This window comes from Vibrio sp. 1180_3 (assembly GCF_029478545.1).
In the GTDB taxonomy this organism is placed as follows: domain Bacteria; phylum Pseudomonadota; class Gammaproteobacteria; order Enterobacterales; family Vibrionaceae; genus Vibrio; species Vibrio aestuarianus.
Genome location: NZ_SJFM01000007.1, coordinates 58,837 through 80,335 on the forward strand (window position 1 = coordinate 58,837; position 21,499 = coordinate 80,335).

Below are 21,499 nucleotides of genomic sequence, written 5' to 3' on the forward strand. Positions count from 1 at the left end.
GCTGAGCGATCGCATTGATATAAGGTTGTTCCACGCTTATTACATTAAGCATAACGCAATGATAAATAATAATTTTTTCGCGTGTTTATTGTTTAATTCATACAGTGTCAACCGCAGTAATGCGAAGCAAGGAGAAAAGAATGGAGAATAAAGGTATGGGATCCGGTGGTAAATGCCCAGTCATGCACGGGGGCGTTACCTCTGCTGATTTATCTAATATGGACTGGTGGCCGAAAGCGCTTAATCTCGACATCCTGCATCAACACGACCATAAAACTAACCCTATGGGTGCAGATTTCAACTACCGTGAAGCGCTGAAAAAGCTTGATGTTGATGCATTGAAAAATGACCTAAAAGCACTGATGACCAACAGCCAAGAGTGGTGGCCCGCAGACTGGGGACACTATGGTGGCTTGATGATCCGCATGGCGTGGCACTCTGCGGGGACATATCGTATTGCCGATGGCCGCGGAGGCGGCGGTACTGGCAGCCAGCGTTTTGCTCCACTTAATTCGTGGCCTGATAATGCAAACCTAGACAAAGCTCGTCGTTTGCTATGGCCGATCAAACAAAAATACGGCAACAAAATTAGTTGGGCTGATTTAATTCTTTTGGCAGGAACGATAGCGTATGAGTCAATGGGGCTTAACACGTTTGGTTTTGCGTTTGGCCGCGAAGATATTTGGCACCCAGAAAAAGACACCTATTGGGGATCTGAAAAAGAGTGGCTTGCACCAAGTGGCTCAAAAGACAGCCGTTATTCGGGCCAACGTGATTTAGAAAACCCACTTGCCGCAGTGATGATGGGCCTTATCTACGTCAACCCTGAAGGGGTTGATGGTAATCCAGACCCACTCAAAACCGCTCAGGACATGCGTGTAACGTTTGCTCGGATGGCCATGAACGATGAAGAAACAGTGGCATTAACAGCCGGTGGGCACACAGTGGGTAAAGCGCATGGTAATGGCGATGCTGCAAACCTCGGCGCTGAACCAGAAGGGGCTGAGCTTGAAGAACAAGGTTTAGGTTGGAACAACCATGTGAAGCGTGGCATTGGCCGTAATACGGTAACCAGTGGCATCGAAGGCGCGTGGACAACCAATCCAACGCAATGGGATAACGGCTATTTCTACTTATTGTTTACTTACGATTGGCAACTGACAAAAAGCCCTGCAGGTGCGTGGCAATGGGAGCCTATCGACATTAAAGAAGAAGATAAACCAGTTGATGTTGAAGACCCAACTATTCGTTATAACCCGATCATGACCGATGCGGATATGGCGCTGAAGATGGACCCAGAATACCGCAAGATCGCTGAACGTTTTTACAAAGACCCAGCGTATTTTGATGATATGTTTGCTCGTGCTTGGTTCAAACTGACTCACCGTGATATGGGGCCAAAAACGCGTTACCTTGGCCCAGATGTGCCGCAAGAAGCTCTCATCTGGCAAGATCCAGTGCCAGTAGGCAACAGTCACTACGATATCGATGTAGTTAAAGCCAGCATTGCTGCTAGTGGTTTGAGCGTCAGTGAGTTAGTAAGCACCGCTTGGGACAGCGCCCGAACTTTCCGCGGCTCAGATAAACGTGGTGGAGCTAATGGTGCGCGTATCCGCTTGGCTCCACAAAAAGATTGGCAAGGGAACGAGCCAGAAAGGCTCAGCAAAGTGCTGACTGTGCTGCAAGGCATAGCTACAGAAGCCGGTATTAGTGTCGCTGATACTATTGTGCTGGCTGGTAATGTTGGCATTGAAATGGCAGCCAAGGCTGCGGGTGTCGATGTTAACGTACCTTTTGCACCGGGGCGTGGTGATGCCACACTTGAGCAAACCGATGTTGAATCATTTGATGTGCTTGAACCGCTTGCCGATGGTTTTCGAAATTGGTTGAAGCAAGATTACGCTGTAAACCCAGAAGAGATGTTACTCGACCGAGCTCAATTAATGCGCCTTACCGCGCCAGAAATGACGGTACTGCTTGGTGGTATGCGTATGCTCGGCACCAACTACGGTGGCAGCGCACATGGTGTATTTACTGATAAGCTTGGTGTTTTGAGCAATGACTTCTTCGTTAACCTCACCGACATGCGTTACACCTGGAAACCAAAGGGCCGTAACCTGTACGAGATTTGCGAGCGTAGTACTGGCGAGGTGAAATGGACCGCGACCCGTGTTGACTTAGTCTTTGGCTCTAATTCCATCTTGCGTTCATACGCTGAAATATACGCGCAAAATGATAACAAAGAGAAGTTGGTCAAAGACTTTGTCGCTGCGTGGAGCAAAGTGATGAACGCTGACCGCTTCGACTTATTATAAGCGGCTAGGTTAATATCTATATTAAGGCCCTCTTCGTGAGGGCCTACTTATACCCAATTCGCTCTAATAATTGCTCATCCAAGCTTGTAATACCCAAACAACTTGAAGCTGCAGGTAGACGGCAAGTGAGTGAATCCCCATGAGCATAGATAACCTATGTGATTGGGGTGAGCGAACGTAGCCAACACCGCTGCGACTTCAAGTAGGAAGGGTATAAAATACTCTTTATTTATGAGTACTTACTGGCGGTTGTTGGCACTATTTTACTGTCTACATATCACACATAATCAATACGATTCGCTATGCAAATTTCCCCAATCAGATACAGTGTTCTTCACCCATTCAGTTCCATTTAAAAAGGCAGTGAAATGATAAAAACCCTCGCACTATCGTTGTGTGCTTCGGTGTTATTTTCTTGGTTGAAAATTCCATTGGGGGCTATGTTTGGCCCAGTTATCATTTTGCTAATAGCTAACCAATGTAAGCTGCCACTCACTTTGCCACCTCACACGCTGACCTTTATACAGTTAGTATTAGGAATTAGTGTTGGGCTGCTTGTGCCCAGTGATATTACGGCTATCAACTTGCCGCCTTTGATGCTCGTTGGCTTGGTAACGTGTATGTTTGCTCAAGTCAGTGTCTCTTACTTATGGCTGCATAAAAAAGAGCAATGGTCGAAAATGGACAGCCTGCTAGGCTCAGTCCCCGGAGCTATGGCCGCGGTATTAGCGCTCAATGAAGCGCAGCAAATTCCATCAAGCAAAGTTATTTTTACCCATACTGTTCGTTTAGTCGCTTTAGTTATTCTAGCGGGCATTATCGCCTCTAACGCAGAGCCCAAAGCCCTGCAACTGACTTTTGAGGCCGTCTCTTATTGGTTACTAGCGGTAGCGCTGTTGGCGTGGGTATGTGGAGGCATGTTGGAGAAAATCGGCATTCCAGCCCCTTATATGGTGACTGGAATGGTTACGGTGATCATCGCCAATAGCGTGTTGAGCGAGGCACACTTAGCAATACCACAAGTGCTCGTTTTTGTCGCCACATCTGCTCTTGGGGCATTATTGGGTATTCGTCTAAAAGATATAACCGGTAGAGAATTTTTAATTCACACTCGTTCTGGGATCATCGTGACCGCATTAAGCTTAGGCGTAACCCTGTTATTTGCCTTCGGTTTTAGTTTGCTATTGGAACAAAGTTTTGTTGTGTTATTAATGTCTTGGGTGCCCGGCAGCATTGAAGCGATCACCATCGCCGCTATTTACTTAGGGCTTGAGCCGATGCTGATTGTACTCAACCACGTTACACGCATGGTGATCCTACATTTGCTTCCTTTAGCGGCTAAGTGGCTTTACCCGACAAAATTTAAACCAAGTAGAAAAAGAGTGTAGCGCTCTCTGGTATTGATCATGTCAATCTATAGGTTGCAATTAGTTTATTGGTGTTATTCCTTTGAAGGTAAAAAGAGTTCGCATACCGCAATCACATGAAACTGTATAGAGCATTTTATTTTTTGACACTCTGGTCTTTTTATTTCCGCAGCTAGGACAAGCTTGGTTCATTGATGTGTTTTTTTTGCATGAATTACATTGCACATAATACCCAAATTTCCCATATTTTGGTTCTGTATCTAGACTTAAACACTCTTTGCACGGGAACCATTTTTCATTGTTTAAAGGGGCTGTTGTATTTTGTGTGTTTTGTGTATCAGGTCTGTAATAATGTTCAGGTTCCTCTTTAACGATTTTCTCGTTTTGGAGTTTGTCACAGGATTTGAGAGGTTTATGCGCCGCGAGCAAAAAGCATTTGATATTTTTTAGTTCGTTATCAGAGAAAGAAGGATTAGGTTTTAATATATTGTTTCTACTAGCTATTATCTCTTCAGCTCGTTTAGCAACGTGTTCAGCTTTTACTATTTGAGGGGACAATTTAGCGGGCATATGTTGGCGATCAATAATAGCATCATTCGATGCTGCACAAATTTTATCCCAGCATCGCCCGCCAAAATAACCTTGTAGCATCAGCATTTTAGTCAATAAATATGGCGCATTATCATTTAATAATTGTTTAAGAAGTTTTGCCTGTAATTCGGCTTGAGTTATTGGTGAAGGCATGCCAACCCATCGTTCTCTGACGGTTCGTTGCCACTCTAGAGCTTCATTAACTTGGACTTTTCCTTTTATAGATTTAGATTCGATAATGATGAATCCTTTTCTGTAAACAATTAAGTGATCGATTTGAGCTGCTTCACTTTTGAATTCAATCCTGAGATCGTGGTAAATGAAAACATTCTTGTCTTCAGCAAAATGTCTTCTTAGGTAAAAAGCGACATCATTCTCAACTTTATCACCCCACTGTTGCTTATAGTTTGATGCTTTTTTTGGGTCTTTTTCCTTAACAATCATACTGCACTAACCTTTTTCTTTATATGCTACCACGCACATTGAATAAAGAGCATGGTGAACAGTATGATGTTTGATAGTTTGTGATCAAACCCATACCATTAACTAGCATTTATAATGCTTTTTAAGCGAGCAAAAGTGCGCATTGTGTTAGTTGCTGGCATTGTCGCGTAGTCGGGATTTTGTGCTTCGAGTTCGTAATGATTCGGGCCCATTTTACGTACTACGCGTAGCAAGTAGTGGTTATCGCCAGTTTCATCTTGAGTTTCGATGGCCATCACGAGGTTGGAAATTGACCCCGCGCTCTTTGGAGTTACCCACTCGAGTAGTAACAAATCGCCATCTTCAATTGGATTTTTACCGCCATTCATTGAGTTACCTGAGGCTGGTGCAATGAAGTGCCTTTCTGGGTCTAGTTTGCCGTAGCCATGTGGTACTAAATACTGCTCTTGAATATCATGAGTGCCTTGTTTGAAATGACCACAAGCAATTTTTAGATTTGGATAGAAAGGTAATTGAGTACCGTTTTCGCTCGGTATAGGAATTATTTCAGCCGTAGTCTGAATGGACTTCGAGTGTGTGTGATCTTTCTGTTTAGCTACTCGTTGTATATATTCAGCAAAACGTAAATCGACTAGTTCTTGTATGAGGTCATGCAGCAGCGGTAAATCGGCGCTGTCTATTTCAAAAGTTGGAATAAAATGATCATCCTCAATCTTAAACCACGCATTGCCAGTTGAATCTGAGTTTGTAAACGCTTTAACTGGGTTCCGATTCCAATAACTAAGCCATCCTTGATCTGTCGCTTTAAATTTTTTTGCCTGATCTGTGAGATCTCGCTGCATAAGATCAGGTCTGCGTAACAGTACTTTATGACTTTGAATAGCTAATTCACCCAATGTAGGTGGAATACGTAAGCCGTCTAATTCTAATAGTGCTTCAAGCAGCACGGCTTTAAAGCATTTGGTCATTGAGGTGACTTCTATTGCTTTGAGTAAAAAATCACCGTACTTCATCAGGCGTTGGGCCAGCGATATATCTGCTTCTTGGTCGGCGACGAATGCAAACCAACTTTTCATCTGTCGGCGAATTTTACTAAGGTCATAGCCATGATGGAAAAACTCGGCAGCAGTGGGGCGATGCGCTAATTGATGTTTTAGATCTTGATAATCTTCAGCCGCAGTTGAACGGATTTTCTTCGCCAACGTTTGCCAAAAATCAATCAGGTGCGGATCAAAATTTACGTAACAACCAGCCGCTAGATTCAACTGATGATTGAGGGCTTCAGCGATTTCTTTTAGTGAACCGACATTTAGTAGGGTGGCTGGTCTATTTAAAAACGAAGTGTGGTTCCCAATGAAATCCAAGACCACTAATTGCTCTTTACCAGTGCTAGGAGATTGGCGTAAGCCGCGCCCTAATTGTTGTAAAAACAGGATTTTTGATTCAGTAGGGCGGATCATCAAGATGGTATCAATTGCAGGGAGATCGGTTCCTTCATTGAATAGATCGACAGAAAACAGAATATCGATGCTTCCTTCATCTAACTGCTTTAAGGCGTCATTTCGGCGTATTTTCGAGTCACTGTATACAGCTAAGGCGCGCACGCCTTGTTTGCAAAAATGTTCAGCCATGTAATCGGCATGACGTTTAGAAACGCAAAATGCTAAGGTTCTCTGCTGTTTTCTGTCTAGCCAATGCTGATATATATGTCCGGCACGCTGTTTGGTTGCAAATGCACTATCCAAAGTTGTGGGATCAAACTTACCATTTCTCCAAGGAATTTCTTGATAATCTACGAACTGGTCGTAAATCCCGAAGTAATTGAATGGCACTAGGATGTTCTCATCAATACCATGAACCAAGTTACGCTCAAACACTAAATTGTTATCGCAAAGCGACAAAATGTCGGCTTGATCAGAACGTTCTGGTGTTGCGGTTAATCCTAAAAGAAAGTTTGGTTGAAAATAAGCCAATAAATCTCGGTAGCTGCGAGCACTGGCGTGATGAAATTCATCAACAACAATGTAATCAAAATGGTTTACTTCAAAGCGTGTTAAATGTGTTTTTTTGCCAAGAGTGGCTACCGATGCAAAAAGATAATCAGCTTCTACGGTTTTTTGATCACCGTTATATAAACCTGTTTTTACATTTGGGAGCAATTTGCTAAACGTACTTTCAGCTTGAGTGAGGATCTCTTCTCTATGAGCAACAAATAGTACTCGTTTGGCTTGTACTTGCTTTGCATCAAAAGCGGCTAACCATGTTTTTCCCATCCCTGTCGCTAAGACAACGAGCCCTCGTTTGTACCCTTGCTGACGGCTTTTGCTCAGTGCTGATAAAGCCAAAACTTGAACCGAGTTAGGTGTGGGTGTCTCTACATAACTATCTGAGTCATCAAATAGTGACAATGAACGTTGTGCTTTAAGTTGCTGGTGGCGTAATACGTAATCATCGATCCAGTGATGAGAGAGAAGAATACTTTGCTTGTGCTTAAAAATAGCCGAAAATTGCTCGCGAATATGTGTAAATTCTTGTGCAGCAGGAGAGGTAATCGGCTTCTCAAAATCATGGCGTAATGCCCACTCATAGCTCTGCAATAGTGCGGTTTTACTGATGTTATTTGAGCCAATCCAAGCACACCCCTCACTAATGGTTCCCTGTTCTGTTTTGACAAATATATAGGATTTCATATGAAAACTATGCTGGTTTTCACAGGTAAAAATTCGGCATTGTGCACCACGCTCGGCCAGTATCATGAGCCTTCTTAGTGCCACTGGGTGGGTTATTGCTAAATAGTCTGAAGTGAGCAGTTTTAATGATGCCCCACTTTTGAGCGCATCAATAATAGGGTCAAACAGCAAATCTAACCCTGAAGGTTGTATAAAAGAGACCGAAATTTCTATTTCACTTGCGTGGTTAATCGCTTGGATTAGCTTAGGGAGTAAAGGATCTTGTTCTCCTCCTGCACTCAGTTTTGGGCCGCTACATAAGGTTGCCTGATCATTCGTTCTATGGGCGCTCATCACTATTCACTTTTAATCAGAATGGCATTCAACCACTGCTCATGTTGGCGCTCTGCCCTCAAGTCATGAGTTCGCCAGATTTTTTCAATTTTCAACGGTGTGTGAGTTATCCATTCAGATAACCGCTGCTCATTACCGTTGGTAAACCTACGACCATCACGTTCAACTTCGTCGGTTCCATATTTAAACGAGCAATACAGTGGTGCAGATGGTTTTAATTGAGAGGCTAAATGAGAGAATGTACTAGGAAGATCCAGTTCACGGACATGCAGTAACGATGCGCAAGCCCAAATACCATCAAAGGGCTTATCACTATAAAAATTAGTAAAGGTTGATACTGTGACAGGAATTTGAAGTAATTGAGAGGCTAGGCTTGCCAATGCTTCACTAGCATCAAATGCCGTAACTTGATAACCCAAGTCGATGAAGTTTTTTGCATCTCGTCCAGAACCACACCCAGCATCAAGGATAGAACCCCCTAGAGGTAAATAGGGAGTAAAGTGCTCAATCAGAGAACTGGTGTCTACTTCTTTGGTCGTTGTAAAAAACAGCTGTGCGTTTTGGTTGTAGAACTCGATAGACATAACCACTCCTTTAAGTGAGCGTCATTCTAACTATCTAATACCAAAGGCTCAATTGATTGCAGTACAAGTGTGATCAATTGAGTTATTTGAGTTTAACGATATGCTTACCACTTCAGTTGCTGCGTTGTTATCTACGCTCACAGTGCATTCAAGCTAAGAGTCGATCGGCTTATTCATAATAGTTCCTATTTAGCTTGTCATTTTCTCATGATTACCTTTCATTAGGGGTAGCGTTACTTTCCAAATAACTAAAGTCAGCAGGAAACAAGGTAACTTTCAGTTTAATCAAGGCAATTAGGATGGTTATTGTTGGAACACTCGATTTATGTGACACTCACATTAGCGACTCAAGATACAGAGTAGACAGAAACGATGGTAATATTTGTAAGGTTGATCAGCATCACTGACCTACTTACCTTCATATCCTCCTTAATTTCAGATTAAAGTGTAAAACGATTTATGAAAATTCCTCAGGTCGATGTAACGTCACTTTACATTCTTAAATGCCTTCTAGAAGAAAAGCATGTATCGAACACCGCTTTGTTGCTCAATACGAGTCAGTCTTCGGTGAGTCGAGCGTTGCAAAAAATGCGACTGTTTTTTGATGATGAGTTGCTGGTGCGCACGAGTTTTGGCTATGAACTTACCCCTAAGGCAGAAGCGATTAAGTCAGATATCTCAGCCTTGATTATCAGCCTTGAAAAGCTATCGCATAAGAACTCATTTGAACCAGAGAAGGTGGAAGGCACGGTTCGATTTTATGGTTTGCAGCCTCAGATCAATGCCATGATTCCAAAACTTGTTGCTGCAATTCGCGAGCGAGCGCCGAATCTTGTTGTCAGCATCGACACAACGCCGAAACGCCATTTTGAGGAGCTGGTGTCTGGTGACGTGCATTTCTTGCTTTCTTCCCATGAGCCACCGACATCAGAACAAAATATCTATCGTAAGGTTGTGGCTAAACGAGATTTTCGTTTGTTGATGGGTCGAAACCATCCTCTTGCCAATGAAGTGTTAACGGCAGAGAAGTTGCGTGATTACCATTTTGGCCAAATCTCTCTACAGGGAGAAAAAACACTGTCGTTCGAACACAAATTCATTGAGTTAGGTTTGGCGGATAAGAAGCAGCGTTTGTCTGCTCCGGTGCAACTCAGCAACTTCACATCAGCGCCGAGTATTGCCGCTGAAACAGACATTATCTTTCATTTACCGACGCCATTCGCCGAAGCGGCTTGTCTGGATGAACGCTTAATTACACGCGAAGTTCCAGAGCTACTGCGTTTGGATTTCTCACAAGTTTATCTGTATTGGCACAAGCGTTTTCATGATGACCCAATGTGTATTTGGATCCGTGAACTATTCAGCGAATTGTTTGAAGACAACGGAATGTACGCATAAGTGCATGATTGAGTACTCCAAATCAACATTGCAGATCCTGCATAATTGGATTCGATATTGTGCATACTGTATTGATTGAAAGTATGGGGTAATGAAGGTTTAATTGATAACAATTATCAGTTGCAAATGAAATTAGTTGTCAAAAATGCTTAAGAATATCCCATTTGTTTGTCGCACTGCGGTAAATGCTACCGCAGGTATTTCAGCGATACTCCCTTTTGCTTCTTTTGCTGAATCTCAAACGCAGGAAGACCACACTATTATGGAAACCATAGTGGTAACGGCTTCTGGTTATGAACAATCGACATTAGAAGCGCCAGCATCGATCAGTGTGATCGACCGTACGCAAATCGAAAACCGTTCTTATAAAGATCTAACCGATGCTTTGAAAGACATTCCAGGTGTTGTCATTACTGGAGGTGGTTCTCGTCAAGAGATCTCTTTGCGTGGTATGCCGTCAGATTACACGGCAATTCTCGTTGATGGACGTAAGCAATCTGGTCGCGAAACACAGGTCAGTGGCGGGGGAGGTTTTGAGCAGGATTGGTTACCTCCGCTTAATGCGATTGAGCGTATTGAAGTGGTGCGTGGCCCTATGTCGACCTTGTATGGTTCCGATGCCATCGGTGGTGTGATCAACATTATTACGCGCAAAGATTTCCCTGAGTGGACGGGTAGTGTACGCGCGGAAGCAACGCTGCAAGAAAACAGCAAGTCGGGCAATTTCTATCAAGGTGAAATCTACCTCGCAGGTCCATTGGTTGATGGCTTGGTGAGCACTGCGATCTCAGGTATGTATCAAGAGCGCATTGAAGATGAAATTCTTTATGCAAATGGCGGTAAAACACTTGAGAACTATCGTGCGTCTGTGTATTTCACACCAACAGAAGAAGACACATTCACCCTTGATTACACTCACCACGATCAAGAGCGAGTGAACACGGAAGGGAAGTCTAGGACTAAGAGCTCTGCGACCAACAATAACCGTCAATCGATTGGTATTGCACATGATGCTAACTATGAATCTGTAACTGGTTCTTCATACATCAGCACTGAAACGGTTGAAAATGTAGGGCGCGGTTTAGAAGTACAAAATATCAATGCCAATACTCAATGGTCCAAAGCATTTGGTATGCATTACATTTCAATCGGTGCTGCATTTGAAAGTGAAGAACTAGATAACGGTGATTTTGTTTTCAAGAACTCGCAATGGTCGGTATTTGCTGAAGATGAATGGTACCTGACGAATGACTTTGCTTTAACTCTGGGTTTGCGATACGACGATAACGAACAGTTTAACTCGCATCTTAGTCCGCGAGTGTACGGTGTTTGGACACTAAATCCAGAATGGACGATGAAGGGCGGAGTTTCAACGGGTTATCGTGCTCCAAGCTTGACTGAAATGGAAGATGATTGGACGCAAGAAAGCTGTAACGGTAGGTGTGAGGTTTACGGAAATGCAGATTTGAAACCAGAGTCCTCAGTTAACACTGAACTAGGTGTGTATTTCTCAGGTGTAAACGATCTGAATTCCAGTCTAACCGTGTTCTACAATGATTTTAAAGATAAGATCGATAATGTAAACCTAGACCCAAGTTGTACTGGGCGTGCATGTGATTCTACCTATGTGAACATCGAAGATGCGATCACTTATGGTGCGGAGGGCTCGATCAATAAAGGCATAACTGAAACGATCAACGTAGGCGCGACTTACACCTATACCTACAGTGAGAAGAAGTCGGGTGAAGATAAAGGTCAACCGTTGACGCAAGCGCCAGAGCACTTAATTGCGCTGAATGCAGACTGGGCTATTCGTGATAATGTTAACTCGTGGCTTCGTGTGTCTTATCGTAGTGAAGAGTCCGATCCAATCACGGTGGATTCGCTCAATGTCTCAGCGCCTTCAATTACTTATGTGGACTTTGGTGGTAATTGGCAAATCAATCGTCAACTCAAGCTGATGGCTGGCATCTACAACCTATTCGATGCGGAAACGACTTACGATGAATATGGTTACGTTGAAGATGGTCGCCGTTACTGGGTTGCTGCAGAAGCATCGTTCTAATGTTGGATTTAAAATCAATGAAGAAAATCATTACCTTGCTTAGTGTTATTTCGCTGAGCATGCTAACTGCAAATGTGCATGCGAACACCTTAAATAGTGCTGTGGTTACCAAAGATATCGTGTTCAAAACTGTTCAAGGCCGAGAGATTAAACTCGACCTCTACAAACCTAAATTGCAACCTGCTCAACCTTATCCGCTTTTGGTGTGGGTGCATGGTGGTGCTTGGAAACGAGGTAGTAAGGATGCGATTCCCACTAACAATCCATTGTTATTGCAATCTGTTATTGAAAAGGGCTATGCACTTGCGGCTTTGGATTACCGTTTAAGCGGAGAGGCTACCTTTCCTGCGCCTGTGCAAGACATTAACGATGCTCTTAACTTTCTTCATGACCATGCGCAGCAATACCATATCGCAGCAGATAATTTGGTGATGATGGGACGATCTGCTGGCGGACACCTAGCCGGTTTAATAGGAACGACGAATGTACATGGCAACATTGAGTTCTATGAGAAACCCAAATATCAGGTAAAAGCTGTCGTGAGCTTTTTTGGTCCGACAGACCTGTTAGCGCTTGGCAACAAGGGTGGCAAGATCGCGAGTAAGAAGTCATCAGTTTCTCGTTTCTTAGGTGATACGCCGAGCATTATTCCTGAAATCGCGAAACAGGCATCATCTACGACTTATGTTAACCAGAATACGCCGCCGTTTATTTTGCTGCATGGCGATAAGGATAAACAAGTACCGATAGCGCAAAGTATCGAGTTTAAAAAACAGCTAGATCAACACGGAGTTGAGAATCAACTTTTGATTGAACCAGACGTAGGCCATAGCGCGAAAGTCTTTGACACGAAGCAATACGTTCCGGCTGTCATACGTTTCATCCAACGCTATCTGCCAGCTAATGGCTGAAGTGGGTGTGTAAGTCACAAAGTTTAGTGTAAATAAATGCAAAAAGACTGGATAGACTAAGCAATCACTTTAATATTGGTGCGTATATTACTTGAAGAGGTCATTGCAATGAAAAGAGTAACAGTACTGCTAACCATGCTGATTAGTACCGTTAGTTTAGTTGGATGTAGTGTGAAAAGTGGATATGAGACCACACCAGCTCCAGTTCAAAAACAAACTATCGATTATAAGACAGTGAATGGGAAGACTCTTGAGTTGGACCTTTATCTACCTAGCCAGCAACAAGTGTTACCTTTACTGGTGTGGGTTCATGGTGGAGCATGGATGCGTGGATCGAAAGATGAATTTCTCACTAAAAATGGGCGATTAGCGAACACGTTATTAAACCATGGTTACGCTGTTGCGGTGATAAATTACCGCTTAAGTAGCGAAGCAACGTTTCCTGCACCGGTCGCAGATATTAACGATGCGATCAATTATCTGATTGATCGCCATCAGGAGTACTCTTTAAAGAACGATAGCGTTGTGATGATGGGCCGATCTGCGGGGGCGCATTTGGCGATGTTAGTGGCGACGTCTAATACTTATGATAATGGCTTTTACCTAGCAGGGAATGAGCCGCGCTATAAAGTGTCTGCGGTGGTGGATTTTTTTGGACCGAGCGATCTTGTTGAACTGAAAGGAAACAGCGGAGCAATCGACCATGACGCGCCAGACTCATCACAAGCCAAAATGCTGGGTAAATCACCAAGAGAAGATGCTGAACTTGCTGAATGGGCTTCTCCAACAACCTATATTAATAACACAACACCACCTTTTATTATCTTTCATGGCCTTAATGATACCACGGTACCGTATAGCCAAAGTGAGTACTTAAAAAGTGTACTTGACGGCTATGGTGTAGAAAATCATCTTTATTTAGTCGATGGGGCTCATCATGGTGATCCGATTTTTGATACCCAGCCCTATGTCACTAAAGTGCTAGATTTTATTCAGGCGAAGGTTGAATAGATCAATACTTTATTAATCATCCCTATGATTTAAAGCTGCGGTATTGTTGGTAGCATCCGTTCGCCACAATGACATTATTATTGATGTTGATGTTGATGTTGATGTTGATGTTGATGTTGATGTTGATGGCTTTCTGCTAATTGCTGCTTTTAGCTGTTTGAGTCGTTAAGCATATGTTTGGATATAGCTATCCCCGTTTTGCCTGATCGCTGACAAAGTAGAGCCGTTTAATCTGTAAGAGTGAAGTGTTACTTAGAACGATGGCTATCAAGTTAAACTAAGAAAACCCCAGAGCTTAAGCTTTGGGGTTTTATATTGGTGCGCTTGGTTAGTCTTGGGGCTCTTTTATTTCGTAGCCACGCAGCATCGTTTTAATATGAGCGGTCGGCGTTTCACCTGTGGTGGTCATATAAACATGACCAATGAGAAAAGCCAATATCATAAAGGCAGCCACCACATGCAAGGTGGCGACCCAAGTTAAGGAGAAAAATCCGAGCCCAAAGCTGTCCCACTCCGTATAGAACAGTAGCAATAGCCCAGTTACCCAGATAAGGGGCGCCATCATCAGCTTCCAGCCAAGGTAGGCAAGACGCTGAAGTGGGTTGAGTTTTAGCTCTGCCGTTGGGTGAAATGGGTGAGGTTCACCAGCGAAAATTCCGCGGCGGTAAAAATCGATGACAGCACCGAGTTTGTTTGTGGTTGGAATATATTGTCGCCATTCGCCAGTCGTAAAATGCCAAAAAATCGCAAAAGCCCATAAGGTCATCAGCACAAACGCACAATACTCATGCCACAAAACGGCGGTTCCGAACCCCAGTAAGTTGTAAGTGCCATGAATCTCAAAGCCGGTCACTAACATGGCCATCATCAACAAGGCTTGGCTCCAGTGCCAAAAGCGTTCGAATCGCTTATAAATCACCACTTTCATTATGAATCTCCTTGGTTAGATGATTTCTCTTTTGCTCTCATCAGTGCATGGCCAATCACCCCCAGTAGGGTCATTAGTACGATTAACCAGCCGATGGTATCGAGTCGCGACATTGAGGTTTGTGCCGGCATATAAAAGCCGGAGAGTTTGGCGAGGCGACCGTCTTCTGTATGGCACGCCCCACATTTGAGTGCTTGTTCTTTCGGCGCCACCATATGCACGATAGGGAAGTGGTACACACTATCAACAAATGTCATATCACCACTGTATTGGTTGCCCGTGGCGGCCATGCCGGCCGTCGCCGCTTTATCCCAATCCAAATGCTTCCAATAGGCGTTTTCGTCTTTCCCAAATAGATGCGGCGTCACCATGATTTGATTGACGGTGTCATAAGGCTGTTTGCTGCGCATAATTTTAAATGGCCACACGCGGCTGTCGTCGTCTCCACAGCGTCCTTGCGGTTGCGTCAGTTCAACCACGCCTTGTGCATTGGGGGTGATTTTCTCGCCAATCGTGGTGTAACTCATCTCGCCATTAAAGCAGGCATAATCGGGAACCACATTACGTTCCCATACAAAGTCACCTTTTTCCGGGGTATAGGTGGTGTAGCCTTCATCATCTTTGCTGGTTGGGCGTGATTTATCGCCGGCGGTTGACCAATCCCACTGTGTTTTGGTTTTGTTTTCACGTGCATACTCGGGTACGTGGCAGGTAGAGCATGCAATGTTGGCCACGTGTTCGTTGAGCCGGTTAGCTAAACGGTTCCCTTGGTGTGGCTCAAGGCCATGACAGGATTCGCAGGAGGCGCGGGTTTGATCCCCATGACCGGGAAAGTCGACCCCTTCGATATCTTTAGCATTCATCAGGTAGCGAGAGCCGGCGGTTTGGTGGCCTGTGGTGGTATGGCAATCTTGACAAGCAAAGTTGGCTCCGTCAGGCGACATATGAACGTCCAATGCGCGGTTGGGGGTCACTAAGCTAGAATCCATATCACCATGTTTTACGCCATCACCACCGCCACCATAAAAGTGGCAGGCGCCACACGTTTCCCGTGACGGGTCACCAACGCTTTGCGCGGCAGCTTTCAGATCAACAGGTTGGCGAATTTTACCTGAACCTTTTGGCCACTCTTTGCTGGTATAGTTTGGGTGGCCCGCATCGGTTGGGAACTTTTTGTACTCCCCCGTATTGTCGTGGCAAGCCAGGCAATCGACATTTTCTTGCTTGCTATGATCAAAAGTATTGTCTTTCCAACCATAGCCAACGTGACAGCTAGTGCAGCGTGGCTCATTGGATGCCGTTGAAATACAGAAGTTGTTTATCACGTTTTTCTTACCAAGGATCTTATCTTCAAACCCGACATCAAACGCCCATGTCCAGTGAGACGTCTGTTGAATTTGTTCGGCTGCTTGGGTATGGCATTCGAGACACGCTTTGGTCACTTCTGGGCCAGAACTAAATGGCCCCTCAAGTTGCTTAAACGTAGAGTGGTCGGCGGTTGACTGCGCCAGAACTAGGAAAGGAGCAGACACCATCGCCAGTGCAAGACTGAAGGTGATCTTCAAATTCCTTTTCATATCGACACCTTTTATTAGCAATTATTTTATTAGTGTTTGTTAATGTAGTGGGTGCGTATGAAATTTCCATATAAAGTTAATGGTTAATTGAGCTTGGTCAAATACCTACCAAGTTGATCGTAAAAGTGAGATCTCGCGCAAAGAATCCTATCTTACTGTTGCAGTGTAAACCTGCCTCAATCAAATCGGCTTCATTACTTCTAATAGCGCCAGAATCTGCTTTGTGAGCGGGATGCGGTATCGGGAGTTGAAATGGTTTCTCACTTTTCATAAATTCAGTAACTTATAACGATGTTACCAATTTGGTGTTGCATCAAATGTTACATCAATTTCCTGCTTCAAAAGGAACTGAACCCGCGTCCATGTATTCCTAAATTATTTAAAAATGCTAGCTTGTTATAGCAATTTAATCTAAAGCAATAGCGCTGATACTGAGTATTTTACCCAGCCTCACTATCTATTAGTAGCGATTTTAACACATCGGGAGAAGACGGTAGCATTCCGACTTTTAAGCCAAATGGTTTGAATACCTTGTTGAGAATCTCTGTATTGTAGCTGCCCCGATCATTCTCTATATCTGAGAGTGTTTTTCTTGAGACATCGACAAGTCTTGCGAACACATCCTGTTTGAGTCCCAGTATATTAATACGTAAATTTTTCAACGCTTGACCTTGTGTAAGCTCACTAAGTAATAGTTGCTTGATAATTTTGTTCGCTTCGGTTTTGCGTTCCGCTGCACTTACTGCTTTGGCGTTTTTTGAGGCTTTCGATCTCGTTGGAGTATCGAGTTGTGTTTGCTCTTTGATCGAATGAGTTGCATTCTTCCCAACCTTGGGCTGCTGTTGATTTCGGTTTGCTCTTAGACGAGCTACCGTATCTTGTACGGACTCTTTATTGCTTGGCTTCATAGTAGCCCCCATTTAGTGAGCTTTTCTGATATATAATTAAGTCCAACGGCTGGCATCTCCAAGATTTGTTCTGGTACTCCTCGTAAAGCGAGTCTCTGCTTTAGGTCTACGCATTTACTTGCAGTAATCGCTAGCTCTTTTAATAACACTTCCTTTGGCACCAGATCAGATAAGGTGTCTGCAATGCCGACGAAGTCGTAAGTTCCGCCAACCTCTAGTGGGGCTTTCCATTTTGTTGTTCTTGGAATTCCTTCAGGATCAGCTTTCATTGGTGCGAAATCGTAAATGGGAGCAAGCTTTATGACTCCATCACCTTTTAAGAATGAAGTATTTCTGCCATGGTTATCACTATTACCAAACAAGATGTTGAGTAGATCTCTCTTCACCCATTCAATAACGAAAGCTTGGGTATCAAACCTATACCCTTGGTGTTTAATCATATTACTTTCAGTAATTTTTTCTATGAGAGTTCGGATTGTTGTTTCGTGATCAAGAGTGACCCCAGCACCTTTGTTCAAAATGGAATACACAGATTCCATGCCAAATCTCTCTATTTGTTGATCAATAATTTGAACATCAAATCGAGGAAGCCATAAGGAAGGGTAGTTTAATCCTTCCTCCAAGCGCATACCGTCGGTGGCGATCGTTTCAACTCCCATTTCAGTTAGCTCGTGGTAGAAGTAGAACTCAGCTCTTAGAATATTACAGTCGATGGTGCTTCTTGAGCCTCTAGGGTACTTTACTAAGTAATGTAAGTCGTGGTTGCTATTGTCATCTTGGTATGGGTCAATCCATATTTTTTCGCTGCCAGATCCATGATCGAAACCACATCGGAGGATCAGTTTTGGCGCTTCACCTCCAGCCCCTGTTGCACCACCTGCGGCTGCCCCTCTTTGCTGTGCATAGTCGAGGAAATCACCTGCTCGATTTTTAACATCATCAACAGAGAAGTAGAGGTTGTCTGCTACTTCGTAGCGCTCAGGAAGAGAGTCTTTTACTCTTAAGTTACCAATAGGCGACATTGTGCCAAACTTGAGCAAAACATAGTCTTGTTCATCAGAACTAAGGTCTTCAATATCTAGGTGTTTGACCCAGTATCGTCTACTAGCGCCACTAGGCATAATATCGTCTAGAAACGTTAACCATCCAGGTTTACCCATGTCATCAAAAAAGAATGAGACAGGGTGGTTTAGTGAAACCGCGTGAAAGTCATCTTTATCGTGATGTTCTAGCGCATAGTCGCTGAGGTAGTTGAGTTCAGTCACTCGGAAATTATGTTGGCTACTTTTAGGGAATGAGATGATACCAATATCTATCCATTCACCTCTGATAAAAGCTTGTACGGTTAGTTCTTCCATCGACAACACCTCTACTTATCAATGAGTAAAACTTTACTCGTAAAGTCGTTTATTTTCAAGTTATGAGTAAATGATTACTCATTAATGTGTATCGAGACTCTTTGTGAGTAAATTATTACTCATAGATTGTAAGTCAAAATTGTTGATGAGCAGAATGGATTGTTTTAGCTATGAAAGCTGCGATAGGGAGCAGGGCGTTAATTGTTTGTTCAGTTATGCAGGTTGTTCATAATAAATGAACAGTTGCCTTAAATGAACAAAGTGAATGAGGAGATTAAGAATGGCTGCTACATACAAAAATACAGTTTATACACTTTAATGCGCGTAAAAGTGTTTGAACGTTACTTTTTTATGCGCATAAAAGTATTGTTAATCGTGCAGGCTAATGATGAACCTGTACAAAACGAGCTTTTAGGGACATCAATTTTATCCCAATAAGTAAGGTGTTTTCGTAACTCAAAATCATCAACGGCGGACTGAAATTGAACATCGCTCGTTGGTAGGAGAGAGAATTGTGGGGATAGGATAACCCCTTTTTTATTGGTAACTGCTTTATATTCAGATGGTTAGGATAATGTGTGGTGCGAGGTGTTGAATAAGGTAAAGAATAGACTTTATGAGGTGTGGCACCCATACAAAAACAGCGCTATCCCAAAAGGCGCTAACCTATTGAAATAACGCTGTTTCCAAACGTTTGGTGGAGCTGGCGGGATTTGAACCCGCGTCCGAAAATCATTCATCATTGGTACTACATGCTTAGTCGATCTTTAATTTCACCATCAAACTGCGAACCGACACGCTATCTAATGGCTATCCTGAATTAATTTTAATGCTTTGTCTCTCAGGCGGGAGACGCGGCACGAGCTTGTTTGGGTTTGACTCTCTGTTATTCCCCGTCTTACGAGCGGAAGCTAGGGCAGAAAGGCTCTTGGCAGGTTATTAAGCTGCTAGTGCGTAGTTTTCGTCGTTTGCGACTATTTTTTTGCGGTTTGTTAACGAGGCCTACCGCACCTCGGCATGCACCTCAGACTGCAAAATTCCCGTCGAATCCTGAATCAGCCCCAAGGGTGTTGAAGCATAGTACCAGAAAAGCAGTGCCTGTCTAGTTCCATGCGTCTAAGTGGTCAAGATTAACGCAATGAACTCTTCATTACGCGTGCTTTCTCTCTTGCCCAATCTTTTTCTTTTAAATCATCACGTTTATCGTGAAGTTTTTTACCTTTCGATACGCCAATTTTAAGCTTGACCCATGAACGAGACCAATAAAGAGACAACGCCGTTAACGTCATACCTTCGCGGTTAATTCGCCCTGTGATATTGTCCAATTCGCGTCGGCTCAGTAATAATTTTCGAACACGAGTCGGGTTAGCGACAACGTGCGTAGATGCCTGTTGAAGAGGTACGATTGTCATTCCTGAGACAAAAGCTTCTCCGTCTCGCATGAAAACATAGCTTTCTGCAATATTAGCTTTGCCTTGACGAAGAGATTTTACTTCCCAGCCTTGGAGCTCTAGCCCTGCTTCTATTTCATCTTCGATAAAATATTCGTGGCGAGCTTTCTTGTTTAAAGCAATGGTACTGCTACCAGCTTTTGAGTTTGATTTTTTCTTTACCATAATGTCGTCATTATACGGCTTGGTGTGAGCTTATGAAATCCTTTTATTTGCGTAGGATAAGAATAAAAGTAAAATTGTTACACACCTGACTCTTTAGGTGATGATGAGGAGTGAATATGAAGCAAGTCAGTCGTTCTGCTTTAGTGTCTTTTAGCGCAGAACAAATGTTTAATTTAGTGAATGACGTTGCTCGTTATCCTGAATTTTTACCTGGGTGTTCAGGTTCTCGTGTGATTGAGTCTTCTGAGCAGTCAATGGTCGCTTCTGTTGATGTGTCGAAAGCAGGGATTAGCAAAACATTCACAACATCAAATGTTTTGGTCACAGGTGAAGCGATAGTGATGCATTTGGTTGATGGTCCTTTTAAGACATTAAGAGGCGGTTGGTACTTTACGTCACTTGATGAGCAAGCGTGTAAAGTCGAGCTGAAACTAGAGTTTGAGTTTTCGAGCAAAATGATTGAGTTGGCTTTCGGAAAAATCTTTCATGAATTAACGAGCAATATGGTCAATGCGTTTACAAAACGAGCCAAGCAGGTGTATCAAGCATGAGTATTGAGTCTGACATGATCCATGTTGAAGTTGTTTACGCACTACCTCATGAGCAGCGAGTGCTGAATTTAGTGGTGGATAAAAATTTAAATGTTCAGGAAATCATTGAAAAATCTGGAGTACTTGAATTATATCCAGAAATTGATTTAGCGAAAAATAAAGTTGGTGTATTTAGTCGCAATGTAAAGTTAGATGCACTGGTTAGAGATCGCGATCGTATTGAAATTTATCGGCCACTGCTTGCTGACCCTAAAGAGATTCGCCGTAAGAGAGCCGAACAGGGTTGAGCGTCATAGCTACCCTAAATTTAGGTGAGTAAGATAGATATAAAAATAGGGTTCACTGTGAACCCTATTTTTATATCTATCTTATCAATCCGAGTTAGTTTATCCCTTCGAAAAACTGTTCGCTTGGGGAGAAGTCTCCAGCGACGTTAACCAAGGAACCAGAAGGATTAAAGTTCACAATCAGGTTTTTCTGTATAGAAGCTTTGTGGCCTTCGGTATGGTGATAAATGTAATACCACGTATCAGGGTAACCATTTTCAACCAACATTGGAGAGCCCATGACATATCGAACTTGTTCCTTGGTCATTCCGAACTTAAGCTTATCTACCGCTTGTTGCTCTACATAATTACCTTGGTTAATGTCGATACGATATACCAGTTTTTCTGCCAACGAACACCCAGTTAGCATTGTGATAGCGAGTGGTACTGCTATTAACCATTTCTTTAACTGCATACTTAAATTCTTTGCTAATAAGTTTTAAAACTTGGCTGATAATAAACAAGCTCACGGCAGAAGTAAAAAGCTGACTGAACTACGAGCTAATTGAGACCGTGAATTTTGAGT

At 43.2% G+C, this 21,499-nt stretch carries 17 protein-coding genes, 1 other RNA gene and 1 pseudogene; 9 read left to right on the forward strand and 10 right to left on the reverse strand.

The window, feature by feature from the left end:
• The first annotated feature begins 140 nt into the window (after positions 1-140).
• The gene (gene katG / locus EYW48_RS06250; RefSeq protein ID WP_277432013.1) at positions 141-2,315 is read left to right on the forward strand and encodes a catalase/peroxidase HPI; all 2,175 of its coding nucleotides are present in this window, start codon (positions 141-143) and stop codon (positions 2,313-2,315) included.
• 368 nt (positions 2,316-2,683) lie between these two features.
• Positions 2,684-3,703, forward strand: coding sequence for an AbrB family transcriptional regulator (locus EYW48_RS06255; protein WP_277432014.1), 1,020 nt, complete (start codon positions 2,684-2,686; stop codon positions 3,701-3,703).
• Positions 3,704-4,087: 384 nt separating this feature from the next.
• On the opposite strand, the pseudogene EYW48_RS06260 reads toward EYW48_RS06255, so the two are convergent.
• The 3 genes and pseudogenes from EYW48_RS06260 to EYW48_RS06270 all read right to left on the reverse strand — a co-directional run.
• A pseudogene (locus tag EYW48_RS06260) lies at positions 4,088-4,717 on the reverse strand (nuclease-related domain-containing protein); the annotation flags it as partial.
• 98 nt (positions 4,718-4,815) lie between these two features.
• Positions 4,816-7,740: a DEAD/DEAH box helicase family protein gene (locus EYW48_RS06265; RefSeq protein WP_277432015.1), complete on the reverse strand. Its 2,925-nt coding sequence runs from the start codon at positions 7,738-7,740 to the stop codon at positions 4,816-4,818.
• A 2-nt stretch (positions 7,741-7,742) separates the two neighbouring features.
• Positions 7,743-8,324 carry a class I SAM-dependent methyltransferase gene (locus EYW48_RS06270; protein ID WP_176313799.1) on the reverse strand — a complete coding sequence of 194 codons (582 nt, stop codon included), beginning with the start codon at positions 8,322-8,324 and terminating at the stop codon, positions 7,743-7,745.
• Between the two features lie 459 nt (positions 8,325-8,783).
• Here EYW48_RS06270 and EYW48_RS06275 point away from each other — a divergent pair, with 459 nt between their 5' ends.
• The 5 genes from EYW48_RS06275 to EYW48_RS06295 all read left to right on the forward strand — a co-directional run bounded on the left by EYW48_RS06275 (position 8,784) and on the right by EYW48_RS06295 (position 13,878).
• Complete coding sequence (locus EYW48_RS06275) at positions 8,784-9,722, forward strand: LysR family transcriptional regulator (protein WP_277432016.1); 939 nt, start codon at positions 8,784-8,786, stop codon at positions 9,720-9,722.
• Between the two features lie 145 nt (positions 9,723-9,867).
• The gene (locus EYW48_RS06280; protein ID WP_277432017.1) at positions 9,868-11,787 is read left to right on the forward strand and encodes a TonB-dependent receptor; all 1,920 of its coding nucleotides are present in this window, start codon (positions 9,868-9,870) and stop codon (positions 11,785-11,787) included.
• A gap of 17 nt (positions 11,788-11,804) precedes the next feature.
• Positions 11,805-12,698, forward strand: coding sequence for an alpha/beta hydrolase (locus EYW48_RS06285; protein ID WP_277432018.1), 894 nt, complete (start codon positions 11,805-11,807; stop codon positions 12,696-12,698).
• A 108-nt stretch (positions 12,699-12,806) separates the two neighbouring features.
• A complete protein-coding gene (locus tag EYW48_RS06290; RefSeq protein ID WP_274676317.1) occupies positions 12,807-13,709 on the forward strand; it encodes an alpha/beta hydrolase in 903 nt (300 codons plus the stop codon).
• Positions 13,710-13,752: 43 nt separating this feature from the next.
• Positions 13,753-13,878, forward strand: coding sequence for a hypothetical protein (locus EYW48_RS06295; protein WP_274678482.1), 126 nt, complete (start codon positions 13,753-13,755; stop codon positions 13,876-13,878).
• A gap of 159 nt (positions 13,879-14,037) precedes the next feature.
• Here the strand turns inward: EYW48_RS06295 and EYW48_RS06300 are convergent, their stop codons facing one another.
• From EYW48_RS06300 to smpB, 6 genes are all read right to left on the reverse strand, one after another.
• The gene (locus EYW48_RS06300; RefSeq protein WP_217902099.1) at positions 14,038-14,637 is read right to left on the reverse strand and encodes a cytochrome b/b6 domain-containing protein; all 600 of its coding nucleotides are present in this window, start codon (positions 14,635-14,637) and stop codon (positions 14,038-14,040) included.
• Positions 14,637-16,214 (reverse strand): tetrathionate reductase family octaheme c-type cytochrome, encoded by a 1,578-nt coding sequence (locus EYW48_RS06305; protein ID WP_277432019.1) that lies wholly within the window; start codon positions 16,212-16,214, stop codon positions 14,637-14,639. Before EYW48_RS06305 ends, EYW48_RS06300 begins: the two co-directional genes overlap by 1 nt.
• A gap of 440 nt (positions 16,215-16,654) precedes the next feature.
• Positions 16,655-17,122, reverse strand: a complete 468-nt coding sequence (locus tag EYW48_RS06310) for a helix-turn-helix transcriptional regulator (RefSeq protein WP_171981437.1) — start codon at positions 17,120-17,122, stop codon at positions 16,655-16,657.
• Positions 17,119-18,480, reverse strand: coding sequence for a type II toxin-antitoxin system HipA family toxin (locus EYW48_RS06315; protein ID WP_277432020.1), 1,362 nt, complete (start codon positions 18,478-18,480; stop codon positions 17,119-17,121). The genes EYW48_RS06310 and EYW48_RS06315 overlap by 4 nt, the downstream gene beginning before the upstream one ends.
• A gap of 695 nt (positions 18,481-19,175) precedes the next feature.
• Positions 19,176-19,543: a transfer-messenger RNA gene (gene ssrA / locus EYW48_RS06320) on the reverse strand.
• 67 nt (positions 19,544-19,610) lie between these two features.
• Positions 19,611-20,096: an SsrA-binding protein SmpB gene (gene smpB / locus EYW48_RS06325; protein WP_053310366.1), complete on the reverse strand. Its 486-nt coding sequence runs from the start codon at positions 20,094-20,096 to the stop codon at positions 19,611-19,613.
• Between the two features lie 116 nt (positions 20,097-20,212).
• Here smpB and EYW48_RS06330 point away from each other — a divergent pair, with 116 nt between their 5' ends.
• Together EYW48_RS06330 and EYW48_RS06335 are read left to right on the forward strand one after the other, a co-directional pair.
• Positions 20,213-20,647 carry an SRPBCC family protein gene (locus EYW48_RS06330; RefSeq protein ID WP_053310365.1) on the forward strand — a complete coding sequence of 145 codons (435 nt, stop codon included), beginning with the start codon at positions 20,213-20,215 and terminating at the stop codon, positions 20,645-20,647.
• Positions 20,644-20,934 (forward strand): RnfH family protein, encoded by a 291-nt coding sequence (locus EYW48_RS06335; RefSeq protein ID WP_274699864.1) that lies wholly within the window; start codon positions 20,644-20,646, stop codon positions 20,932-20,934. The genes EYW48_RS06330 and EYW48_RS06335 overlap by 4 nt, the downstream gene beginning before the upstream one ends.
• A gap of 94 nt (positions 20,935-21,028) precedes the next feature.
• On the opposite strand, the gene bamE is transcribed toward EYW48_RS06335, so the two are convergent.
• Positions 21,029-21,388 (reverse strand): outer membrane protein assembly factor BamE, encoded by a 360-nt coding sequence (gene bamE / locus EYW48_RS06340; RefSeq protein ID WP_053310363.1) that lies wholly within the window; start codon positions 21,386-21,388, stop codon positions 21,029-21,031.
• Positions 21,389-21,499: the final 111 nt, after the last annotated feature.